Origin of the sequence: Buchnera aphidicola (Artemisaphis artemisicola) (genome assembly GCF_005082365.1) — a bacterium.
GTDB lineage: Bacteria > Pseudomonadota > Gammaproteobacteria > Enterobacterales > Enterobacteriaceae > Buchnera > Buchnera aphidicola_AR.
In genome coordinates this window covers 1-16,684 of record NZ_CP034900.1, presented here as the reverse complement: position 1 = coordinate 16,684, position 16,684 = coordinate 1, and the positions used below count along the sequence as shown (strand labels likewise).

At 25.3% G+C, this 16,684-nt stretch carries 15 protein-coding genes; 3 read left to right on the top strand and 12 right to left on the bottom strand.

Annotated features, from left to right (window positions below):
* Window positions 1-64: 64 nt before the first annotated feature.
* The 3 genes from yidC to rpmH form a co-directional block, all read right to left on the bottom strand.
* On the bottom strand, window positions 65-1,660 hold the full coding sequence (yidC, locus tag D9V59_RS00075) for a membrane protein insertase YidC (protein WP_158363900.1): 1,596 nt from the start codon (window positions 1,658-1,660) through the stop codon (window positions 65-67).
* A 202-nt stretch (window positions 1,661-1,862) separates the two neighbouring features.
* Window positions 1,863-2,183: a ribonuclease P protein component gene (gene rnpA, locus D9V59_RS00070; protein ID WP_261979386.1), complete on the bottom strand. Its 321-nt coding sequence runs from the start codon at window positions 2,181-2,183 to the stop codon at window positions 1,863-1,865.
* A 40-nt stretch (window positions 2,184-2,223) separates the two neighbouring features.
* Entirely contained in the window at window positions 2,224-2,367 is a 144-nt protein-coding gene (rpmH, locus tag D9V59_RS00065; protein ID WP_158337881.1) for a 50S ribosomal protein L34, read from the bottom strand.
* A gap of 445 nt (window positions 2,368-2,812) precedes the next feature.
* On the opposite strand from rpmH, the gene dnaA reads away from it, so the two are divergent.
* The 3 genes from dnaA to gyrB all read left to right on the top strand — a co-directional run bounded on the left by dnaA (window position 2,813) and on the right by gyrB (window position 7,819).
* Window positions 2,813-4,177: a chromosomal replication initiator protein DnaA gene (gene dnaA, locus D9V59_RS00060; protein ID WP_158363895.1), complete on the top strand. Its 1,365-nt coding sequence runs from the start codon at window positions 2,813-2,815 to the stop codon at window positions 4,175-4,177.
* A gap of 4 nt (window positions 4,178-4,181) precedes the next feature.
* Window positions 4,182-5,282: a DNA polymerase III subunit beta gene (gene dnaN, locus D9V59_RS00055; protein WP_158363893.1), complete on the top strand. Its 1,101-nt coding sequence runs from the start codon at window positions 4,182-4,184 to the stop codon at window positions 5,280-5,282.
* A 125-nt stretch (window positions 5,283-5,407) separates the two neighbouring features.
* Window positions 5,408-7,819 carry a DNA topoisomerase (ATP-hydrolyzing) subunit B gene (gene gyrB, locus D9V59_RS00050; RefSeq protein ID WP_158363891.1) on the top strand — a complete coding sequence of 804 codons (2,412 nt, stop codon included), beginning with the start codon at window positions 5,408-5,410 and terminating at the stop codon, window positions 7,817-7,819.
* Window positions 7,820-7,877: 58 nt separating this feature from the next.
* On the opposite strand, the gene D9V59_RS00045 is transcribed toward gyrB, so the two are convergent.
* From D9V59_RS00045 to mnmG, 9 genes are all read right to left on the bottom strand, one after another.
* Window positions 7,878-8,297 (bottom strand): F0F1 ATP synthase subunit epsilon, encoded by a 420-nt coding sequence (locus D9V59_RS00045; RefSeq protein WP_261979415.1) that lies wholly within the window; start codon window positions 8,295-8,297, stop codon window positions 7,878-7,880.
* 17 nt (window positions 8,298-8,314) lie between these two features.
* Complete coding sequence (gene atpD / locus D9V59_RS00040) at window positions 8,315-9,706, bottom strand: F0F1 ATP synthase subunit beta (protein ID WP_158363887.1); 1,392 nt, start codon at window positions 9,704-9,706, stop codon at window positions 8,315-8,317.
* Between the two features lie 24 nt (window positions 9,707-9,730).
* On the bottom strand, window positions 9,731-10,603 hold the full coding sequence (gene atpG, locus D9V59_RS00035) for a F0F1 ATP synthase subunit gamma (protein ID WP_158363885.1): 873 nt from the start codon (window positions 10,601-10,603) through the stop codon (window positions 9,731-9,733).
* Between the two features lie 24 nt (window positions 10,604-10,627).
* Window positions 10,628-12,172 (bottom strand): F0F1 ATP synthase subunit alpha, encoded by a 1,545-nt coding sequence (gene atpA / locus D9V59_RS00030; protein ID WP_158363883.1) that lies wholly within the window; start codon window positions 12,170-12,172, stop codon window positions 10,628-10,630.
* Window positions 12,173-12,191: 19 nt separating this feature from the next.
* A complete protein-coding gene (locus D9V59_RS00025; protein ID WP_158363880.1) occupies window positions 12,192-12,725 on the bottom strand; it encodes a F0F1 ATP synthase subunit delta in 534 nt (177 codons plus the stop codon).
* 7 nt (window positions 12,726-12,732) lie between these two features.
* The gene (locus D9V59_RS00020) at window positions 12,733-13,224 is read right to left on the bottom strand and encodes a F0F1 ATP synthase subunit B (RefSeq protein ID WP_158363878.1); all 492 of its coding nucleotides are present in this window, start codon (window positions 13,222-13,224) and stop codon (window positions 12,733-12,735) included.
* A gap of 112 nt (window positions 13,225-13,336) precedes the next feature.
* The gene (gene atpE, locus D9V59_RS00015) at window positions 13,337-13,576 is read right to left on the bottom strand and encodes a F0F1 ATP synthase subunit C (protein WP_158363876.1); all 240 of its coding nucleotides are present in this window, start codon (window positions 13,574-13,576) and stop codon (window positions 13,337-13,339) included.
* A gap of 38 nt (window positions 13,577-13,614) precedes the next feature.
* Window positions 13,615-14,436, bottom strand: a complete 822-nt coding sequence (gene atpB, locus D9V59_RS00010; RefSeq protein ID WP_158363874.1) for a F0F1 ATP synthase subunit A — start codon at window positions 14,434-14,436, stop codon at window positions 13,615-13,617.
* Between the two features lie 166 nt (window positions 14,437-14,602).
* Window positions 14,603-16,492 (bottom strand): tRNA uridine-5-carboxymethylaminomethyl(34) synthesis enzyme MnmG, encoded by a 1,890-nt coding sequence (gene mnmG, locus D9V59_RS00005; RefSeq protein WP_158363872.1) that lies wholly within the window; start codon window positions 16,490-16,492, stop codon window positions 14,603-14,605.
* Window positions 16,493-16,684: the final 192 nt, after the last annotated feature.

The following is a 16,684-nucleotide window of genomic DNA, read 5'->3' as shown; positions in this document are numbered from 1 at the left end:
TAAATTAAGAATTTAAATGTTAATTTAATGTTAAATAATTAAACATAAAAAAATATTTTTCAAACTATTTTTTAGGTTTATAAGATAAAAAAAACTTTTGTTGTATAATAGTAACTAAATTACTAATTATATAGTATAAAACTAATCCTGAAGGAAACCATAAAAAAAACACTGTAAAAACAACAGGTATAAAATTCATAATCTTTTTTTGAAATGGATCAGAAACATTATTAGTAGATGATGTTTTCTGAATAAAAAACATTGTTAAACCCATTATTATTGGCAATACATAGTATGGATCTTGATCAGATAAATCATTAATCCATAATAAAAAAGGAGCGTGTCGTAATTCAACAGATCCTATAAGCATATAATAAAGCGATAAAAAAATAGGCATTTGAATAAAAATAGGCAAAAAACTACCTAAAGGATTAATTTTTTTCTTTTTATATAAATTTATTATTTCTTGGCTAATACGCTTCTTATCGTGAGTGTATTTTTCTTTTATTTCCTTAATCTTAGGTTGTAATGAACGCATTTTAGCAATAGAATTGTATTGAGCTTTAGTTAAAGGATAAGTTATTCCTTTCATGAAAAAAGTAATTAAAATAATAGAAACACCCCAATTTCCTATTATATTGTATAAAATAGCTAATAATTTAAATAATGGTTGAGATAAAAACCAAAGCCAACCATAATCTACTGTTAAATCTAGATTTTTTGCAACTAATTGCATTTCTTTTTGTATTTCAGGACCAATCCATAGCTTTGATTCTATAGTACCGCTTGCATGAGGAGGAATATCAATTGTAGGAGTTGTATAACCAATTGCCGCAATTCCACTATCCAAGCTAGATGTATATATTGTATTTTTTCCTAAATTTTTAGGAATCCAAGCTACAGCAAAATACTGTTGTAACATTGCAATCCAACCATTTTCAGTAGTAACATGTAAATTTTGATTATTAGAAATATAATCAAATTTATATTTTTCATATTTATTATCATTACTGGAATAAGCAGCACCACGAAATGTTTGTAAGGCAAAATTTCTACTATAAATATTACGTTTTTCAGGCAAATGAATTGTTTGCTTTATTTGTCCAAACATATTCATTTTTAATGCATTTTTACTTAAATTATGAATATGATATTCTATTTGAACATCATATCTATTAGGTTTAAGAATAAATATTTTTTTATAAATTACACCATTTTTATTAATCCATGTTATAGGGACACGTAGTTCTTTTTGATTCTTTTGTAATTTATATATTTTTTTATTAGAATTATATAAAGGTCTAGTATTATGAATTGCACTATCTGGACCATCTCGTCCAATTAACCCGCTTTGTGCTTGATAAATAAAATCAGATGTAGTTTCAAGTAATTTAAATGGTTCAGATGAATTTAACGTATTTTTATATGCTAATAAATCAGCTTCTTCTATATCCCCGCCATACATATTAATAACCAAACTAATTACATCATTTTTAATAAAAATTTTTTTTATATTACGTTGTTCATTGATAGATCCAAATGTTGAATTTATGCTTTCATTTTTTTTACTAGTTAAAAATGATTGATTTTGCCAAGCTTGCCATACTAAAAAAGAAACGAATAAAAAAGCAAAAATAAAAAAATTACGTTGTACTTCCATAATTAATATTCACTTTTATCTCTAATATTTAAAGGTAAAATAATTATATTTTCTATAATTAAAATAATATTAATTTAATTAATAAAAAATCATTTAAATTATATTAAAATAAAACAATATATTATAAGAAAAATATATAAAAATAAATTTTTTATAAAATATTTATTAAATTTAAAATAAAAAAAATTCTTTAAAATAAAAATTATTTAAAATAATTAGACCACAAACCATTCAATATATTTATTGTGTATTTTTTATTATTAAAATGAAGAATATTCTTTTTTGCTATAACTATATAATCCATTAAAATCAATTTATGCTGTAATAAACGAAAAGTCTCTCGAATTAGTCTTTTAATTAAATTTCTATGATGAGCGTATTTAATGTTCTTACGGGGTATACTAAGACCTAATCTTGGATATTCTAATAAATTTGAACGTCCTAAGACACTAATTTCTAAAGTATCTATTTTAAAGGGATTTTTAAAAACATACTGAAAATATATAGAATTTGATAATCGCATTTTTTTTTTAAAACAATAATTGCACACAATATTTAACCTGCTATTTACTAGAAACAGTTAAACGTGTTCTTAATTTAGCACGTCTACGTGATAAAATATAACGACCATTTTTTGTTGACATACGAATTCTAAATCCATGCGAACGATTACGTTTTAATATCGATGGTTGAAAAGTTCGTTTCATTTTAATATTCCCTAATTATTTTATATTACACGTTATGTAAAATGTTATTATTATTACTAAGAGTAATTATTCTCAAAGATATAGTCAATGAACTTTACTGAAATAATCTAATATAAAAATTATTATTAATAATATCAATTAAAAAACATAAATTTATAATTGACTTATCTAAAAAATATTTTTAATTTTATATTCTATTATGATAAATATATTTTCATTTATAAAGATAATAATATATTTCATAATCACTTCTTAAAATAAATAAAATATTTCAATAATATATTGAATCCTGTTCGTTATACTCTCCAACCTTACATTGTATAACTTTTAACGTAAAAAAATATAATTTTATATAAATACTTTTATGTAAATTACATATATCAAAATGAACATATAAAAAAACAATTTTCCAAATTTTATCAATTTTGTTCGCTTGGAGTCTACCGTGTCACTTTGTCTTTGGAAACAGTGTCTTGACCGGTTACAAGATGAGCTACCAAATACAGAGTTTAGTATATGGATACGCTCTCTGAAAGCCAAACTAAACAATAATGTTTTAAAAATATACGCTCCAAATGAATTTGTGTTAGATTGGGTAAAAGATAAGTACTTAATCTATTTTAAAAAAATACTAAAAGATTTTTGTGGTTCTAATATTCCATTAATAAAATTTGAAATATATAAAAATGATAAAGAAAAAAAATTTAAAAAAAATATTTTAAATAGTTCTAAAAATGAACACAAAAAAATAATCTTGAACAAAAAAACAATTTTTAACAATACATCTTATTGTTCTAATATTAATAAAAAATATAATTTCAAAAATTTTATAGAAGGAAAATCTAACCAATTAGCACGAGCTGCAGCATTTCAAGTAGCTAACAATCCTGGAAACTCTTATAATCCATTATTTTTATATGGTGGCACAGGACTAGGAAAAACTCATTTACTACATGCTATTGGTAACGGAATTTTAGAATATAAATATGATATTAAAATTGTTTATATGCATTCTGAACGTTTTGTTCAAGATATGGTAAAAGCCCTTCAAAATAATGCAATTGAAAAATTTAAATTATATTATCGTTCTATTGATGCATTATTAATTGATGATATCCAATTTTTTGCAAATAAAGAACGTTCGCAAGAAGAATTTTTTCATACTTTTAATTCTTTATTAGAAGGAAATCAACAAATTATTTTAACTTCTGATCGTTATCCTAAAGAAATAGATGGTGTTGAAGAACGTCTTAAATCAAGATTTGGTTGGGGTCTTACAGTTTCCATAGAACCTCCAGAACTAGAAACGCGCGTAGCTATTCTCATTAAAAAAGCTGATGAAAATAAAATTGTATTATCTAATGAAGTAGCTCTTTTTATTGCTAAACATTTACGTTCTAACGTTCGTGAATTAGAAGGAGCTCTTAATCGAGTTATTGTTAATTCTCGATTTGCTCATTGTACTATTACTATAGATTTTGTTCGTGAAGCACTTCAAGATATACTTGCTTTACAAAATAAAATTATTACAATTGACAATATTCAAAAAACAGTAGCAGATTATTATAAAATTAAAGTTTCCGACTTGTTATCTAAAAGACGTTCACGATCAATAGCTCGTCCAAGACAAATGGCTATGGCAGTAGCAAAAAAATTAACTAATTATAGTCTTCCTGAAATTGGAAATGCATTTAGTGGACGAGATCATACAACAGTACTGCATGCATGTCGTAAAATCAAGCAATTACGAAAAGAAAGTCACGATGTTAAAAAAGATTTTTCAATTTTAATTCAAACTTTATCAATGTGATTATATGAAATTTAATATTAAAAACACTATTTTAATTAAACATTTACAAAAAATAAATCGTTTACTTATAAAAAATACTTCTTTCCCTATCTTAGAAAATATACTAATTACAATTAAAAATGGAATTTTATCATTAACAGCAACAAATTTAGAAATAGAATTAATATCTAATATCAACATGCTAAATGAATATACATCTGGTGCTATAACAATTTCTGGTCGTAAACTTTTAGATATTTGTCGAAATGCATTAGAATCATCAGAAATTGAAATACAATTAAAAAAAAACAAACTTCACATTATTTCTGATAATAGTAAATATATATTAGCTACTTTACCTTCTGATAATTTTCCAAATCATAATAATTTTATTCATATTTCAGAACTTTATATATCTTCAAATATTTTAAAAAAAATGATTGAAAAAACACAATTTTCAATGGGGAAACAAGATGTACGATATTACCTTAATGGTATGCTATTTGAAAATAAGAGAGAAATTCTTTCTGTAGTTGCTACAGATGGATACCGTTTAAGCATGTCATGTACTCTTTTAAAAGAGAAAATTCTTCCTTTTTCAATAGTTATTCCAAGAAAAGGAGTTCTTGAATTACATAGATTATTAAGTGTTTCAGAACAAAAAATACGTATTTTGATTGGAAAAAACAATATTAGAATATATATAGAAAAATTAATTTTTACAGCACAATTGATTGAAGGACAATATCCTGATTATAAAAGTGTTTTACTTAAAACAAAACATAATCCTATTATTTTTAAAAATAAATTGCTAAAACAATCTTTATTACGTGCTGCAATTTTATCAAATGAAAAATTTTGTGGAGTAGAAATACATATTAAAAATAATCAATTTAAAGTATTATCTGATAATCAAGAAGAAGAAATAGTCCAAGATACATTCAATATAAATTATTCTGGTGAAAATATAGAAATATCAATTAATGTTTATTATGTATTAGATGTTTTAAATTCTATTACTAGTGAAAATATATTGCTATATGTTAATAACATGAACAGTTCTATACAAATAGAAGCGGAAAATGATACTTCAACAATATATGTAGTAATGTTGCTAAAACGCTAAAATTTTTAAAATTCTATTATATAAAATTAATAATCTAAAAATTATTAACATATTATTCTTTTCTTATAAAAAGAATCTACTAAAATTAGTGTTTTTTAATTTAAAGGAATCAACAAAAAAAAATTATGAAGAATATATATAACTCTTCTAATATTAAAATATTAAGAGGATTAGATGCTGTTCGTAAGAGACCAGGCATGTATATTGGTGATACAGATGATGGTAGTGGATTGCATCATATGGTTTTTGAAATAGTAGATAATTCTATTGATGAAGCATTATCAGGTTATTGTAAAGAAATTATAGTAACTATTCATTCAGACAATTCAGTTTCAGTAAAAGATAATGGCAGAGGAATTCCTACTGACATTCATCCTGAAGAAAATATTTCAGCTGCAGAAGTAATTATGACTGTATTGCACTCGGGTGGTAAATTCGATAATTCTTCATATAAAATATCAGGAGGTTTGCATGGAGTTGGAATTTCAGTAGTAAATGCTTTATCTGAAAAATTAGAATTAATAATTTACAAAAACAAAAAACAATATCAACAAATTTATAAAAACGGAAAACCACAAAATTCTCTTACTATTATTGGTACAACTGATATTACAGGAACATATATAAGATTTTGGCCAAGCTATAAAATATTTACAAACAATACAAAATTTCAATATGAAATTTTATCTAAAAGGTTACGAGAATTATCTTTTCTTAATTCTAATATTGCAATTTATTTACAAGATAATAGAACAAATATAAAAGAAAATTATCATTATAAAGGTGGGATAAAAGCATTTATTAAATTTTTAAACATCAAAAAAACACCTATTCATTCACGTATATTTTATTTTAGATCTATAAAAGAAAAAATAGAATTAGAAATTGCAATGCAATGGAGTACATCTCATCAAGAAAATATACTCTGTTTTACTAATAATATAAAACAAAAAGATGGAGGAACACATTTAGCTGGCTTCCGTTCTGGTATGACGCGAACTTTAAATTTACATATAGAAAGAGAAGGCTATAATAAAAAAAATAAAACAACAATTATAGGCGAAGACATACGTGAAGGATTAACAGCTATCATATCAATTAAAATTCCTGATCCAAAATTTTCATCTCAAACGAAAGATAAATTAGTATCTTCTGAAGCAAGATCAGTAATAGAATCATTAATAAATGAAAATCTTATTGAATATCTTTTAGAAAATCCTTCTGATGCAAAATCTATTATTCAAAAAATTATTAATACTGCTAAAACAAGAGAAGCAGCACGCCGAGCTAGAGAAATAAATAAAAAAAAAGGTGTTCTAGATTTAGGCACGTTACCTGGTAAATTGTCTGATTGCCAAGAACATGATCCTAAATTTTCAGAAATTTATTTAGTAGAAGGAGATTCAGCTGGCGGATCAGCTAAACAAGGTAGGAATCGAAAAAATCAAGCAATTCTTCCTCTTAAAGGAAAAATATTAAATGTAGAAAAATCAACATTTGAAAAAATGATTTTATCTCAAGAAATCGCTTCTCTTATTACTGCTTTAGGTTGTGGAATCGGAAAAAATGAATATAATATAGATAAATTAAGATATAACTATATTATTATTATGACAGATGCTGACGTAGATGGTGCTCATATTCGTACATTATTACTAACTTTTTTTTATCGTCAATTACCTGAGTTAATAGAAAAAGGATATATTTATATTGCGCAACCTCCTTTATATAAAATAAAAAAAGGAAAAAAAGAAACATACATTAAAAATGATGAAGAAATGAATAAATATGAAATTAAAAATGCCTTAAAAGAGATAATTTTAAAAAATTCTAAACATGTAATTGTGAATGAAAATATTAAAATATTTAAAGAAATGGTATTTACATATAAATCAATTAAAACTACTTTAAAAAAAAATAAATATTATTTTCCAATGTCTTTATTTAATGAACTTATCTACCATCCTTTTTTATCAAATTTAAAAGAATTTGAAATAGTAAAAAATTGGATAGACACATTAGTACAAAAATTAAACAAAATAAATACCAATAATAGTTATTATTCTTCAGAAATTCAAAAAAACTTAAAGAAAAATATATTTGAACCAACTATTAAAATATCTAGATATGCAAATTCTACAAAATACGATTTTAAAGAAGAATTTTTTACAAGCAAAGAATATTTATTAATCACTAATCTAGGAAAAAAATTTAAAAAATATTTTGTTCATGATGTTTTTATAGAAAAAGAAGGTTCTATTTATAAAATAGATAACATAAAAAATACATTATCATGGTTAATAAAACAATCTAAACGTGGATTATTTATACAACGTTATAAAGGACTAGGAGAAATGAATCCAGAACAATTATGGAATACAACAATGAATCCTGAAACTAGAAATATGTTACAAGTTACTATCAAAGATGCAATCTCAGCTAATAATTTATTTTGCACTCTTATGGGAGATTCAGTTGAACCTAGACGAAAATTTATAGAAAAAAACGCTTTAAAAGCAGAAAATATTGATATCTAAAAATATTTTAAACATCTTACAATTGCGGCAGGAAAAACCAGCCGCGAAATATGATTTTTCATTTAAATTTATCCATAATTTCAAGAACACGCAGTTTAGCTATTTCTTGAGAAATTTTTAATAAAATATTTTTTTTCTCTATTTCTGTATTTTCATTTTTAATATTTTCTTCAGCATTTTGTTTTTCTTTTAAAATATATTCTCGATTTAAATCGATAGCATGAATTGCTACATCAGCTAAAATAGATACAATATTAGGCTGCACTTCTAAGATTCCTCCTGATATATAAATATATTCTTTTTTGTTATTTATATGAGAAATATATATTAAACCAGGTTTAATTATACTTAATAATTGAGTGTGTCCAGGATAAATGCCAAGTTCACCTTCACTTCCAGATACACGTATTTTTTTTACAAGACCAGAAAATATAGATTTTTTTAAACTAACTACGTCTAAATAAAAATTCATAGATATGTCCAAATATTTTAAAATTATAATTTTTTTGACTTCTCTATAGCTTCTTCAATAGAACCTACCATATAAAATGCTTGTTCTGGAAAAGCATCAAATTCTCCTGCGAGAATACCTTTAAAAGCACGAATATTATCTTTTAATGACACATATTTTCCTGAAAAACCGGTAAAAACTTCTGCAACAAAAAACGGTTGAGATAAAAATCTTTGTATTTTTCGAGCCCTTGATACTAGTAATTTATCTTTTTCTGAAAGTTCATCCATACCTAAAATAGCAATAATATCTTTTAATTCTTGATATCTTTGTAATATTGATTGAACTCCTAATGCTGTTTGATAATGTTCATCTCCTACAATGTAGGGATCTAATTGACGACTAGTTGAATTTAAAGGATCAATAGCAGGATAAATACCTAAAGATGCAATTTGACGACTTAATGTAACTGTAGAATCTAAATGTGCAAAAGTTGTTGCTGGAGAAGGATCAGTTAAATCATCAGCAGGAACATAAACGGCTTGAATTGAAGTAATCGAACCTTTTTTCGTTGAAGTTATTCTTTCTTGAAGTAAACCCATTTCTTCAGATAAAGTTGGTTGATAACCTACTGCAGAAGGAATTCGACCTAGTAAAGCAGAAACTTCTGTTCCAGCTAAGGTATATCGATAAATATTATCGATAAATAGCAAAACATTTTTTCCTTCATCACGAAATTTTTCTGCAATAGTAAGACCTGTAAAAGCTACACGTAATCTATTTCCTGGAGGTTCATTCATTTGTCCATACACAAGAGAAACTTTATCTAAAACTTTTGAATCATTCATCTCATGATAAAAATCATTACCTTCTCGAGTTCTTTCCCCAACTCCAGTAAAAACTGAATAACCAGAATGTTCTATAGCAATATTACGAATCAATTCCATCATATTTACTGTTTTACCAACTCCTGCACCCCCAAATAAACCAACTTTTCCTCCTTTAGAAAAAGGACAAATCAAATCGATAACTTTTATACCGGTTTCTAGGATTTCTTGAGAACTGGTTTGTTCTTTATAACTAGGAGGAGAACGGTGAATTTCCCAATATTCAATATTATTTTTGCTTTTTAATGGACCTTTGTTGTCTATAGTTTCTCCCAATACATTAATTATACGACCTAAGGTTGCTTCTCCTACTGGTACTTTTATATAATGTTTGAGATCAATAACAGACAAACCTCTTTTTAAACCATCAGAAGAACCCATGGCAATCGTTCTTACAACACCTGAACCTAATTGTTGTTGTACTTCTAAAATTAACTTAGATTGATTATTTTGAACTTCTAAAGCGCTATATATTTTTGGTGTTGAATCTTGATTAAATTCTACATCTACTACAGGACCAATAATTTGAATAATTTTGCCATCAGTCATGATTTTTAAACCTCTAACTAATTTTTAATCAAGTGAAACTGCAGATGCGCCTGAAACAATTTCAGTTAATTCTTGAGTAATATTACTCTGTCGAACTTTGTTATAAATTAATTGCAATTCTTTAATACGATTACTACTATTATCTGTAGCTATTTTCATTGCCATCATGCGAGCAGCTTGTTCACTTGCTATATTTTCTAATATACTTTGATATATTTGAGATTCAATATATCTATTAAATAGAGTATCTAAAATCAACTTAGATTCAGGTTCATACAAATAATCCCAATTTTTACTTTTAGGATTTATAACATCAGTATTTGATAAAGGAAGTAATTGAACAATTTTAGGTTTCTGCAACATTTTATTATAAAATTTATTATAGGCAATAAAAATTTTATCAATTTTTTTAGATTGATATCTTTCTAAAATAATTTTAACAGGATCAATTAATTCTAATATGTTAGGATATTCTCCTAAATTAGTTACTTGTGCAAGAATATTACTTGTACACAATTTAAATACAGATAAACTTTTCAAACCAAATAATATCAAATCACATGGAACATTAAGTCTAGCAAAATTTTGCATTTTAAGTAGTACTTGTTTAAAAAGATTAGTATTTAAACTTCCGCATAATCCTCTATCAGTAGATATAATAATAATTCCTATCCGTGTAATTTTTCTATTTTCTAAATAACTATGTTTATATTCTAGATTTCCTTGCACAACATGATTAATTACTTTTCTGATAGTATCAGCATATGGTCTTCCAGATCTCATTTTTAATTCAGTTTTTCTCATTTTAGAAACTGCAACCATTTCCATTGCTTTAGTAATTTTTTTTGTATTAATTACACTACTGATTTGATTTCTTATCTCTTTTGTACTAGCCACTAGTATCTCTTTTCTATTAAATAATTATATTAAAAATTGATTTTTTTTAAAATTAGCAATTAATTCTGTAAATTCTTTTTCTATAGAAATATCAAAAATTTTTTCTTTATCAATATTTTTCATTATTTTAGAAAAATAATTCTTAGCATACAGTAATATTTCACTTTCAAATCTAATAATCTCATAAACAGGAATGTTTTCCAAAGAATTATTTTCCGCAATAAACAATATTAGAGCTTGTTCAGATATAGACATGGGAGAGTATTGTTTTTGCTTTAATAGTTCTGTGATTTTTTGACCGTAATCTAATTGTTTTTTCGTTGCATCATCTAAATCAGATGAAAATTGAGAAAAAGCTGCTAATTCTTGAAATTGTGCTAATGCTGTACGAATACCAGAAGATAATTTTTTAATAATATTACTTTGTGCAGCACTACCTACACGAGATACAGATATACCAGGATTTACAGCAGGACGAATACCAGAATTAAATAAACTTGATTCTAAAAAAATTTGACCATCAGTAATAGAAATCACATTAGTAGGAACAAATGCAGAAACATCTCCAGATTGTGTTTCAATTATAGGCAAAGCAGTAATAGAACCTGTTTTCCCAATAATTTTGTTCTTAGTAATCTTTTTTATAAATTCTACAGAAACACGAGATGCTCTTTCTAGTAAACGAGAATGAAGATAAAATATATCTCCAGGAAAAGCCTCTCTGCCAGGAGGTCTGCGTAGTAATAAGGAAATTTGACGATAAGCTATTGCATGTTTAGATAAATCATCGTAAACAATTAAAGCGTTTTGTCCTTGATTACGAAAATATTCTGCCATTGCACAACCAGAATAAGGTGCTAAGTATTGTAAAGCTGCTGCTTCAGAAGCAGATGCAACTACTATGACGGTATTTGATAAAGCATTATTCTCTTCTAACTTTTTAACAACATTAATAATTGTTGAAAGTTTTTGTCCAATAGCAACATAAATACACTTAATACCAGTTTTTTTTTGGTTGATAATAGTATCAATTGCAAGAGCGGTTTTTCCTGTTTGTCTATCACCAATAATTAGTTCACGTTGTCCTCTACCAATAGGAATCATAGAGTCTATAATTTTGTAACCAGTTTGTATTGGTTCATCAATTGATTGACGTTCGATGACTCCTGGTGCTTCTGTTTCTACTGGATAATAAATATGATTTTTTATGGCTTCTTTGCCATCTATAGGAGAGCCTAATGCATTCACTACTCGACCTAATAAATTATCTCCTACTGGAACTTCTAAAATTCTGCCTGTACATTGAACTTTAGTATTTTCAGAAATATTAATATAAGGACCCATAACTACTGCCCCTACTGTATCTCTTTCTATATTTAAAGCAATAGCATATTGATCATTAGGAAGTAAAATCATTTCTCCTAACATAACGTTAGAAAGACCATTAATTCTTATAATACCATCACTAACAGAAATAATTAGACCTTCATTATATGACTGATTAAATACTTCAAAGTGAGCTATTCTTTCTTTAATTAATTTACTAATTTCTGTAGAATTTAATCGCATATATTATTCTCTTAAAAATTTAAAACTTTAAAACACTAGATAATTGTTTAAGATAATTTTGAACAGATAAATCAAAAACTGTATCGTTAATTTTTACAATTATACCATCAATTATATCAGCATCTCTTTTACAAACGAATTTAATTTTTCTAGAAAAAAATTGTTCTAACTTTTCTTTTATATATTTAAATTGCCAATCTTTTAAAGGTGATCCTGATTTTAATTCAACAACTATAATATTTTTATAACATGCTTCTAATTGCAAAAATTTTTTTAATATATTTTTTGATATTTTAAAACGTTGATTTTCTGCTAATAATTTTATAAAATTTATTGAATTTTTAGTAACCATGTCTTTACTAACTTCAATAAAAACTTTTGATAAATATTTTGAAGAAAGAGAACCAGATAAAAAATTTTTCATTTTTTTATAAGAGGATATTTTACTAATAAAAATTAAAAGATCTTTCCATTCTTCAATAGAATTATTTTCAACAGCAGTCTCAAAAATTGCTTTAGCATAAGGTCTAGCAATAGTATCTTCTAATGACATAAAAATTTTACCTATAATTTTTTTCTTTTGATAAAGAAATAATTAATTGTTCTACTAATTCCTTGTTTTCATTTTTAGAAATATTTTTCTTGATTACTTTTTCAGCTATAGCAAGAGATAAATCTAGTATCTCTTTAAATAATTTTTTTCTTGCATGTATCATTTCAATGTTGATTTCTGATTGAGCATGCATAATAATTTTTTTACTTTCTAGTAAAGCATTTTTTTTTGCTTCTTCTAAAATTAATAACTTTTGTGAATGTGCTTCATTTAAAATATTTGATGCTTTTTGTTTAGCCTTTTTTAGTTGTTCATCTATAGTTTTTTCAATAATATGTAATTTATCTTGAGCTTGCTTTGCATTAATTAATGATTCTTTAATTTCTTTTTGTCTATTTTCAATAGCACAAATAATAGGCGGCCAAATATATTTCATACAAAACCAAACAAATAAAAAAAATGAAATAGTCTGTCCAAGAATTGTTGCATTAAGATTCACAGTAATAAACCTTGTGTATTAAATAATAAATTAATCTTTACGTTATCTAAAAAACGTAAAGATTTTTTCTAAAATCTTAAAATAATCTATATCGTTTTTTAAAGTAAAAAAGTTATGAAATAGCAAAAAGCATATATAAACCTAATCCTACAGCAATCATAGGAATAGCATCAACTAATCCCATTACAATAAAAAACTGTGTTCTTAATAAAGGGATTAAATCAGGTTGTCTAGCTGCTCCTTCTAAAAATTTACTACCCAAAACACCAATACCAATTGCTGCTCCAATTGCTGCCAATCCAATCATGATAGCTACTGCTATATAAAGCATATCAACATTTAAATTTTCCATTATTAACTCCAATTTGTAATAAAATTACAAAATAAATTTCAATCTTTATGAGATTGAGAAGCCATTGATAAATATACAATAGTTAATACCATAAAAATAAAAGCTTGTAGTGAGATTATTAAAATATGAAAAATAGCCCATGGTACATTTAAAAAACATTGTAACCACCATGGAAGCAAAGCTGCAATTAAAATAAAAATCATTTCTCCTGCATACATATTCCCAAAAAGTCTTAACCCTAAAGAAATTGGCTTAGACAATAATGAAACAAATTCTAATATAAAATTAAAAAAAGAAAATACTGGATGGTTAAAAGGTTGTAAAATAAGTTCTTTTATAAAACCTATATATCCTTTTATTTTAATAGTATAAAATAAAATCAAAATAAAAACACCTAGTGACATTGACAATGTAATGTTAATATCAGCAGAAGGCACTATACGCATAGCAGGTAATTTAAATATTTTTTCAGAAATAAATGGAACAAAATCAATTGGAACTAAATCCATTAGATTCATTAAAAACACCCAGATAAAAACAGTTAATGATAAAGGTGCAATAAGGGGATTATTCCCTTGATACATATTTTTTACATTAACATTAATAAATTCAAAAATTAATTCAATTACTGCTTGTAATTTATTCGGTACTCCTTTAGTAATAGTTTTTCCTACAAAATAAAATAAACCCAAAAACAAACTTCCTAATGTAAGAGAAAAAATTATTGAATCAATATTTAAACTCCAATAAGAAGAAAACATTCCCGGTTTAATAATTTTTAAAGTACGCAAATCTATCTGTAAATGATGTAAATGATGGCTAATATATTTTTGAGGATCAGATATCTTTTCTAAAATCATAACAAATTACTCTCATTTTTTTATAATTTTAAAAAAGATTATATAATGAAAAAAACCAATTCAGCAAACAGTCGCTTTTAAAAATTATTGAATAAAAATTATTATGTATTTTAAATAAAAAAAAATTAAAATCAAATCTTAATTTTTAAAATGAAAAAAAATATATCTAAGATAGAAGATCTTTATAAAATTTTTTTTTTAAATAAATCAATAAAATCGAAATAGAAGCAGGTGTGATCCCAGAAATACGTGATGCTTGACCAATAGAAAAAGGTTTATGTTGATTTAATTTTGTAGCTGCTTCATAAGATAAACCCTTGATCTTATTATAATCACAAGTTGGTGATAAAAAAGTATTTTCGTTTTTGAGATGTCGATTAATTTCTTCTAATTGTCTTTTAATATAACCAGAATATTTAATTTCATTTTCTATTTGTTCTATAGCTTCTAGATCAGAAATTCCTGATTTTACAAAATTTAAAGATTGTAATTTTTTATATGTCATCTCTGGTCGTTTTAATAAATCAATTAAATTTATTTCTTTAATAGAATTGAAATTATATAACTCTTTTAAAACATTAGCATCAATGGACTTAGGATGTATTTTTATTGCTTTTAAACGATTCATTTCTGTTTTTATATTTAATACTTTTTGATTATAACGCGCCCATCTTAAATCATTTACTAAACCAAATTTTCGTCCAATTTCTGTTAAACGTAAATCTGCATTATCCTCTCTTAAAGTTAATCGATACTCAGCACGAGAAGTAAACATTCGATATGGTTCTTGTGTGCCTTGTGTAGTTAAATCATCTATTAAAACGCCTAAATATGCTTGATCTCGTCTGGGAAACCAACTTCCAGCATTCATAGCATTTAATGCTGCATTTAAACCCGCCAACAATCCTTGAGAAGCTGCTTCTTCATAACCAGTTGTCCCATTAATTTGACCAGCAAAAAACAATCCTTTAATCAACTTGCTTTCTAAAGTCAAGTTCAAATCTTTTGGATCAAAAAAATCATATTCAATAGCGTATCCTGGACTTATAATTTTAGCAAATTCTAAACCTTTAATAGATGCAACTATTTTTTGTTGAATATCCAATGGAAGACTAGTAGAAATACCATTAGGATATATTTTAATACTAGATAATCCTTCTGGTTCTAAAAAAACTTGATGTGATTTTTTATCAGAAAACCTAACAACTTTATCTTCAATAGATGGACAATAACGAGGTCCTAAACCTTTTAAAAAGCCTGTATATATAGGACTTTTATTTAAATTATTACGTATTATTTCGTGTGTTTTTTCATTGGTATGTGTAAGATAACATGGAATTTGTTTAGGATGATTTGAAACATTTCCCATAAACGAAAAAACTGGAACTGGAATATCTCCGTGTTGTACAAATAAATTATCAAAATTAATAGTATTAACATCGATTCTAGGTGGAGTTCCTGTTTTCAATCTATTAACCTTTAAAGATAAATCTCTTAGACGAAAAGATAAATCTATAGAAGATTTATCTCCCATCCTCCCAGCTGAATAACTGGTTAGTCCTATATGAATCTTACCACCTAAAAAAGTACCTGTTGCTAATACAACTGATCTAGAATAAAAACACGTTTCGTTTTTTGTCAAAACGCCTGAAACAATATAATTTTTAAAAATAAGATCTTTAACCTCTTCTTCTAAAATAGACAAATTATTTTGTTTTTGTAATATTTTTTTTATAGTTTTATGATATAAGATTCTGTCAGCTTGAGCTCTAGTAGATCTTACCGCAGGACCTTTTTTCGAATTTAATATTCTAAACTGAATCCCTGAATGATCAATAGCTTCAGCCATAATTCCACCTAATGCATCTATTTCTTTGACTAAATGACTTTTTCCTATCCCTCCAATAGCTGGATTACAAGATAAAACACCCAAATCTGTCATTTTTTGAGTTAATAATAATGTTTTACAACCCATTCTTGAAGAAGCCGTAGCTGCTTCCGTACCAGCATGTCCAGCTCCAATAACAATTACATCAAAATTTTTTAAATTTGACATATTAAAACCTTTTTAAAAAAATTCAAAATTATTTGTAATAATATTAACATTTAATTAAAGATAACACATGTTAAGATTAAAAATAAGATATTAAAAAAAAAAGATATTTATTATTTTCTTTTAAATCTAGTTTAAAAAAATAAAAAATATAATAATATTAATTATTATTATTAGTGCAAAGAAAATCTGTGG

Bases quoted from the DNA above. Each gene is read 5' to 3' on its own strand.
- atpE (WP_158363876.1), bottom strand. From the start codon at position 13,576: ATGGAAAATTTAAATGTTGATATGCTTTATATAGCAGTAGCTATCATG.
- atpA (WP_158363883.1), bottom strand. From the start codon at position 12,172: ATGCGATTAAATTCTACAGAAATTAGTAAATTAATTAAAGAAAGAATA.
- atpB (WP_158363874.1), bottom strand. From the start codon at position 14,436: ATGATTTTAGAAAAGATATCTGATCCTCAAAAATATATTAGCCATCAT.
- atpD (WP_158363887.1), bottom strand. From the start codon at position 9,706: ATGACTGATGGCAAAATTATTCAAATTATTGGTCCTGTAGTAGATGTA.
- rpmH (WP_158337881.1), bottom strand. From the start codon at position 2,367: ATGAAACGAACTTTTCAACCATCGATATTAAAACGTAATCGTTCGCAT.
- D9V59_RS00025 (WP_158363880.1), bottom strand. From the start codon at position 12,725: ATGTCATTAGAAGATACTATTGCTAGACCTTATGCTAAAGCAATTTTT.
- gyrB (WP_158363891.1), top strand. From the start codon at position 5,408: ATGAAGAATATATATAACTCTTCTAATATTAAAATATTAAGAGGATTA.
- dnaN (WP_158363893.1), top strand. From the start codon at position 4,182: ATGAAATTTAATATTAAAAACACTATTTTAATTAAACATTTACAAAAA.
- rnpA (WP_261979386.1), bottom strand. From the start codon at position 2,183: ATGCGATTATCAAATTCTATATATTTTCAGTATGTTTTTAAAAATCCC.
- mnmG (WP_158363872.1), bottom strand. From the start codon at position 16,492: ATGTCAAATTTAAAAAATTTTGATGTAATTGTTATTGGAGCTGGACAT.
- yidC (WP_158363900.1), bottom strand. From the start codon at position 1,660: ATGGAAGTACAACGTAATTTTTTTATTTTTGCTTTTTTATTCGTTTCT.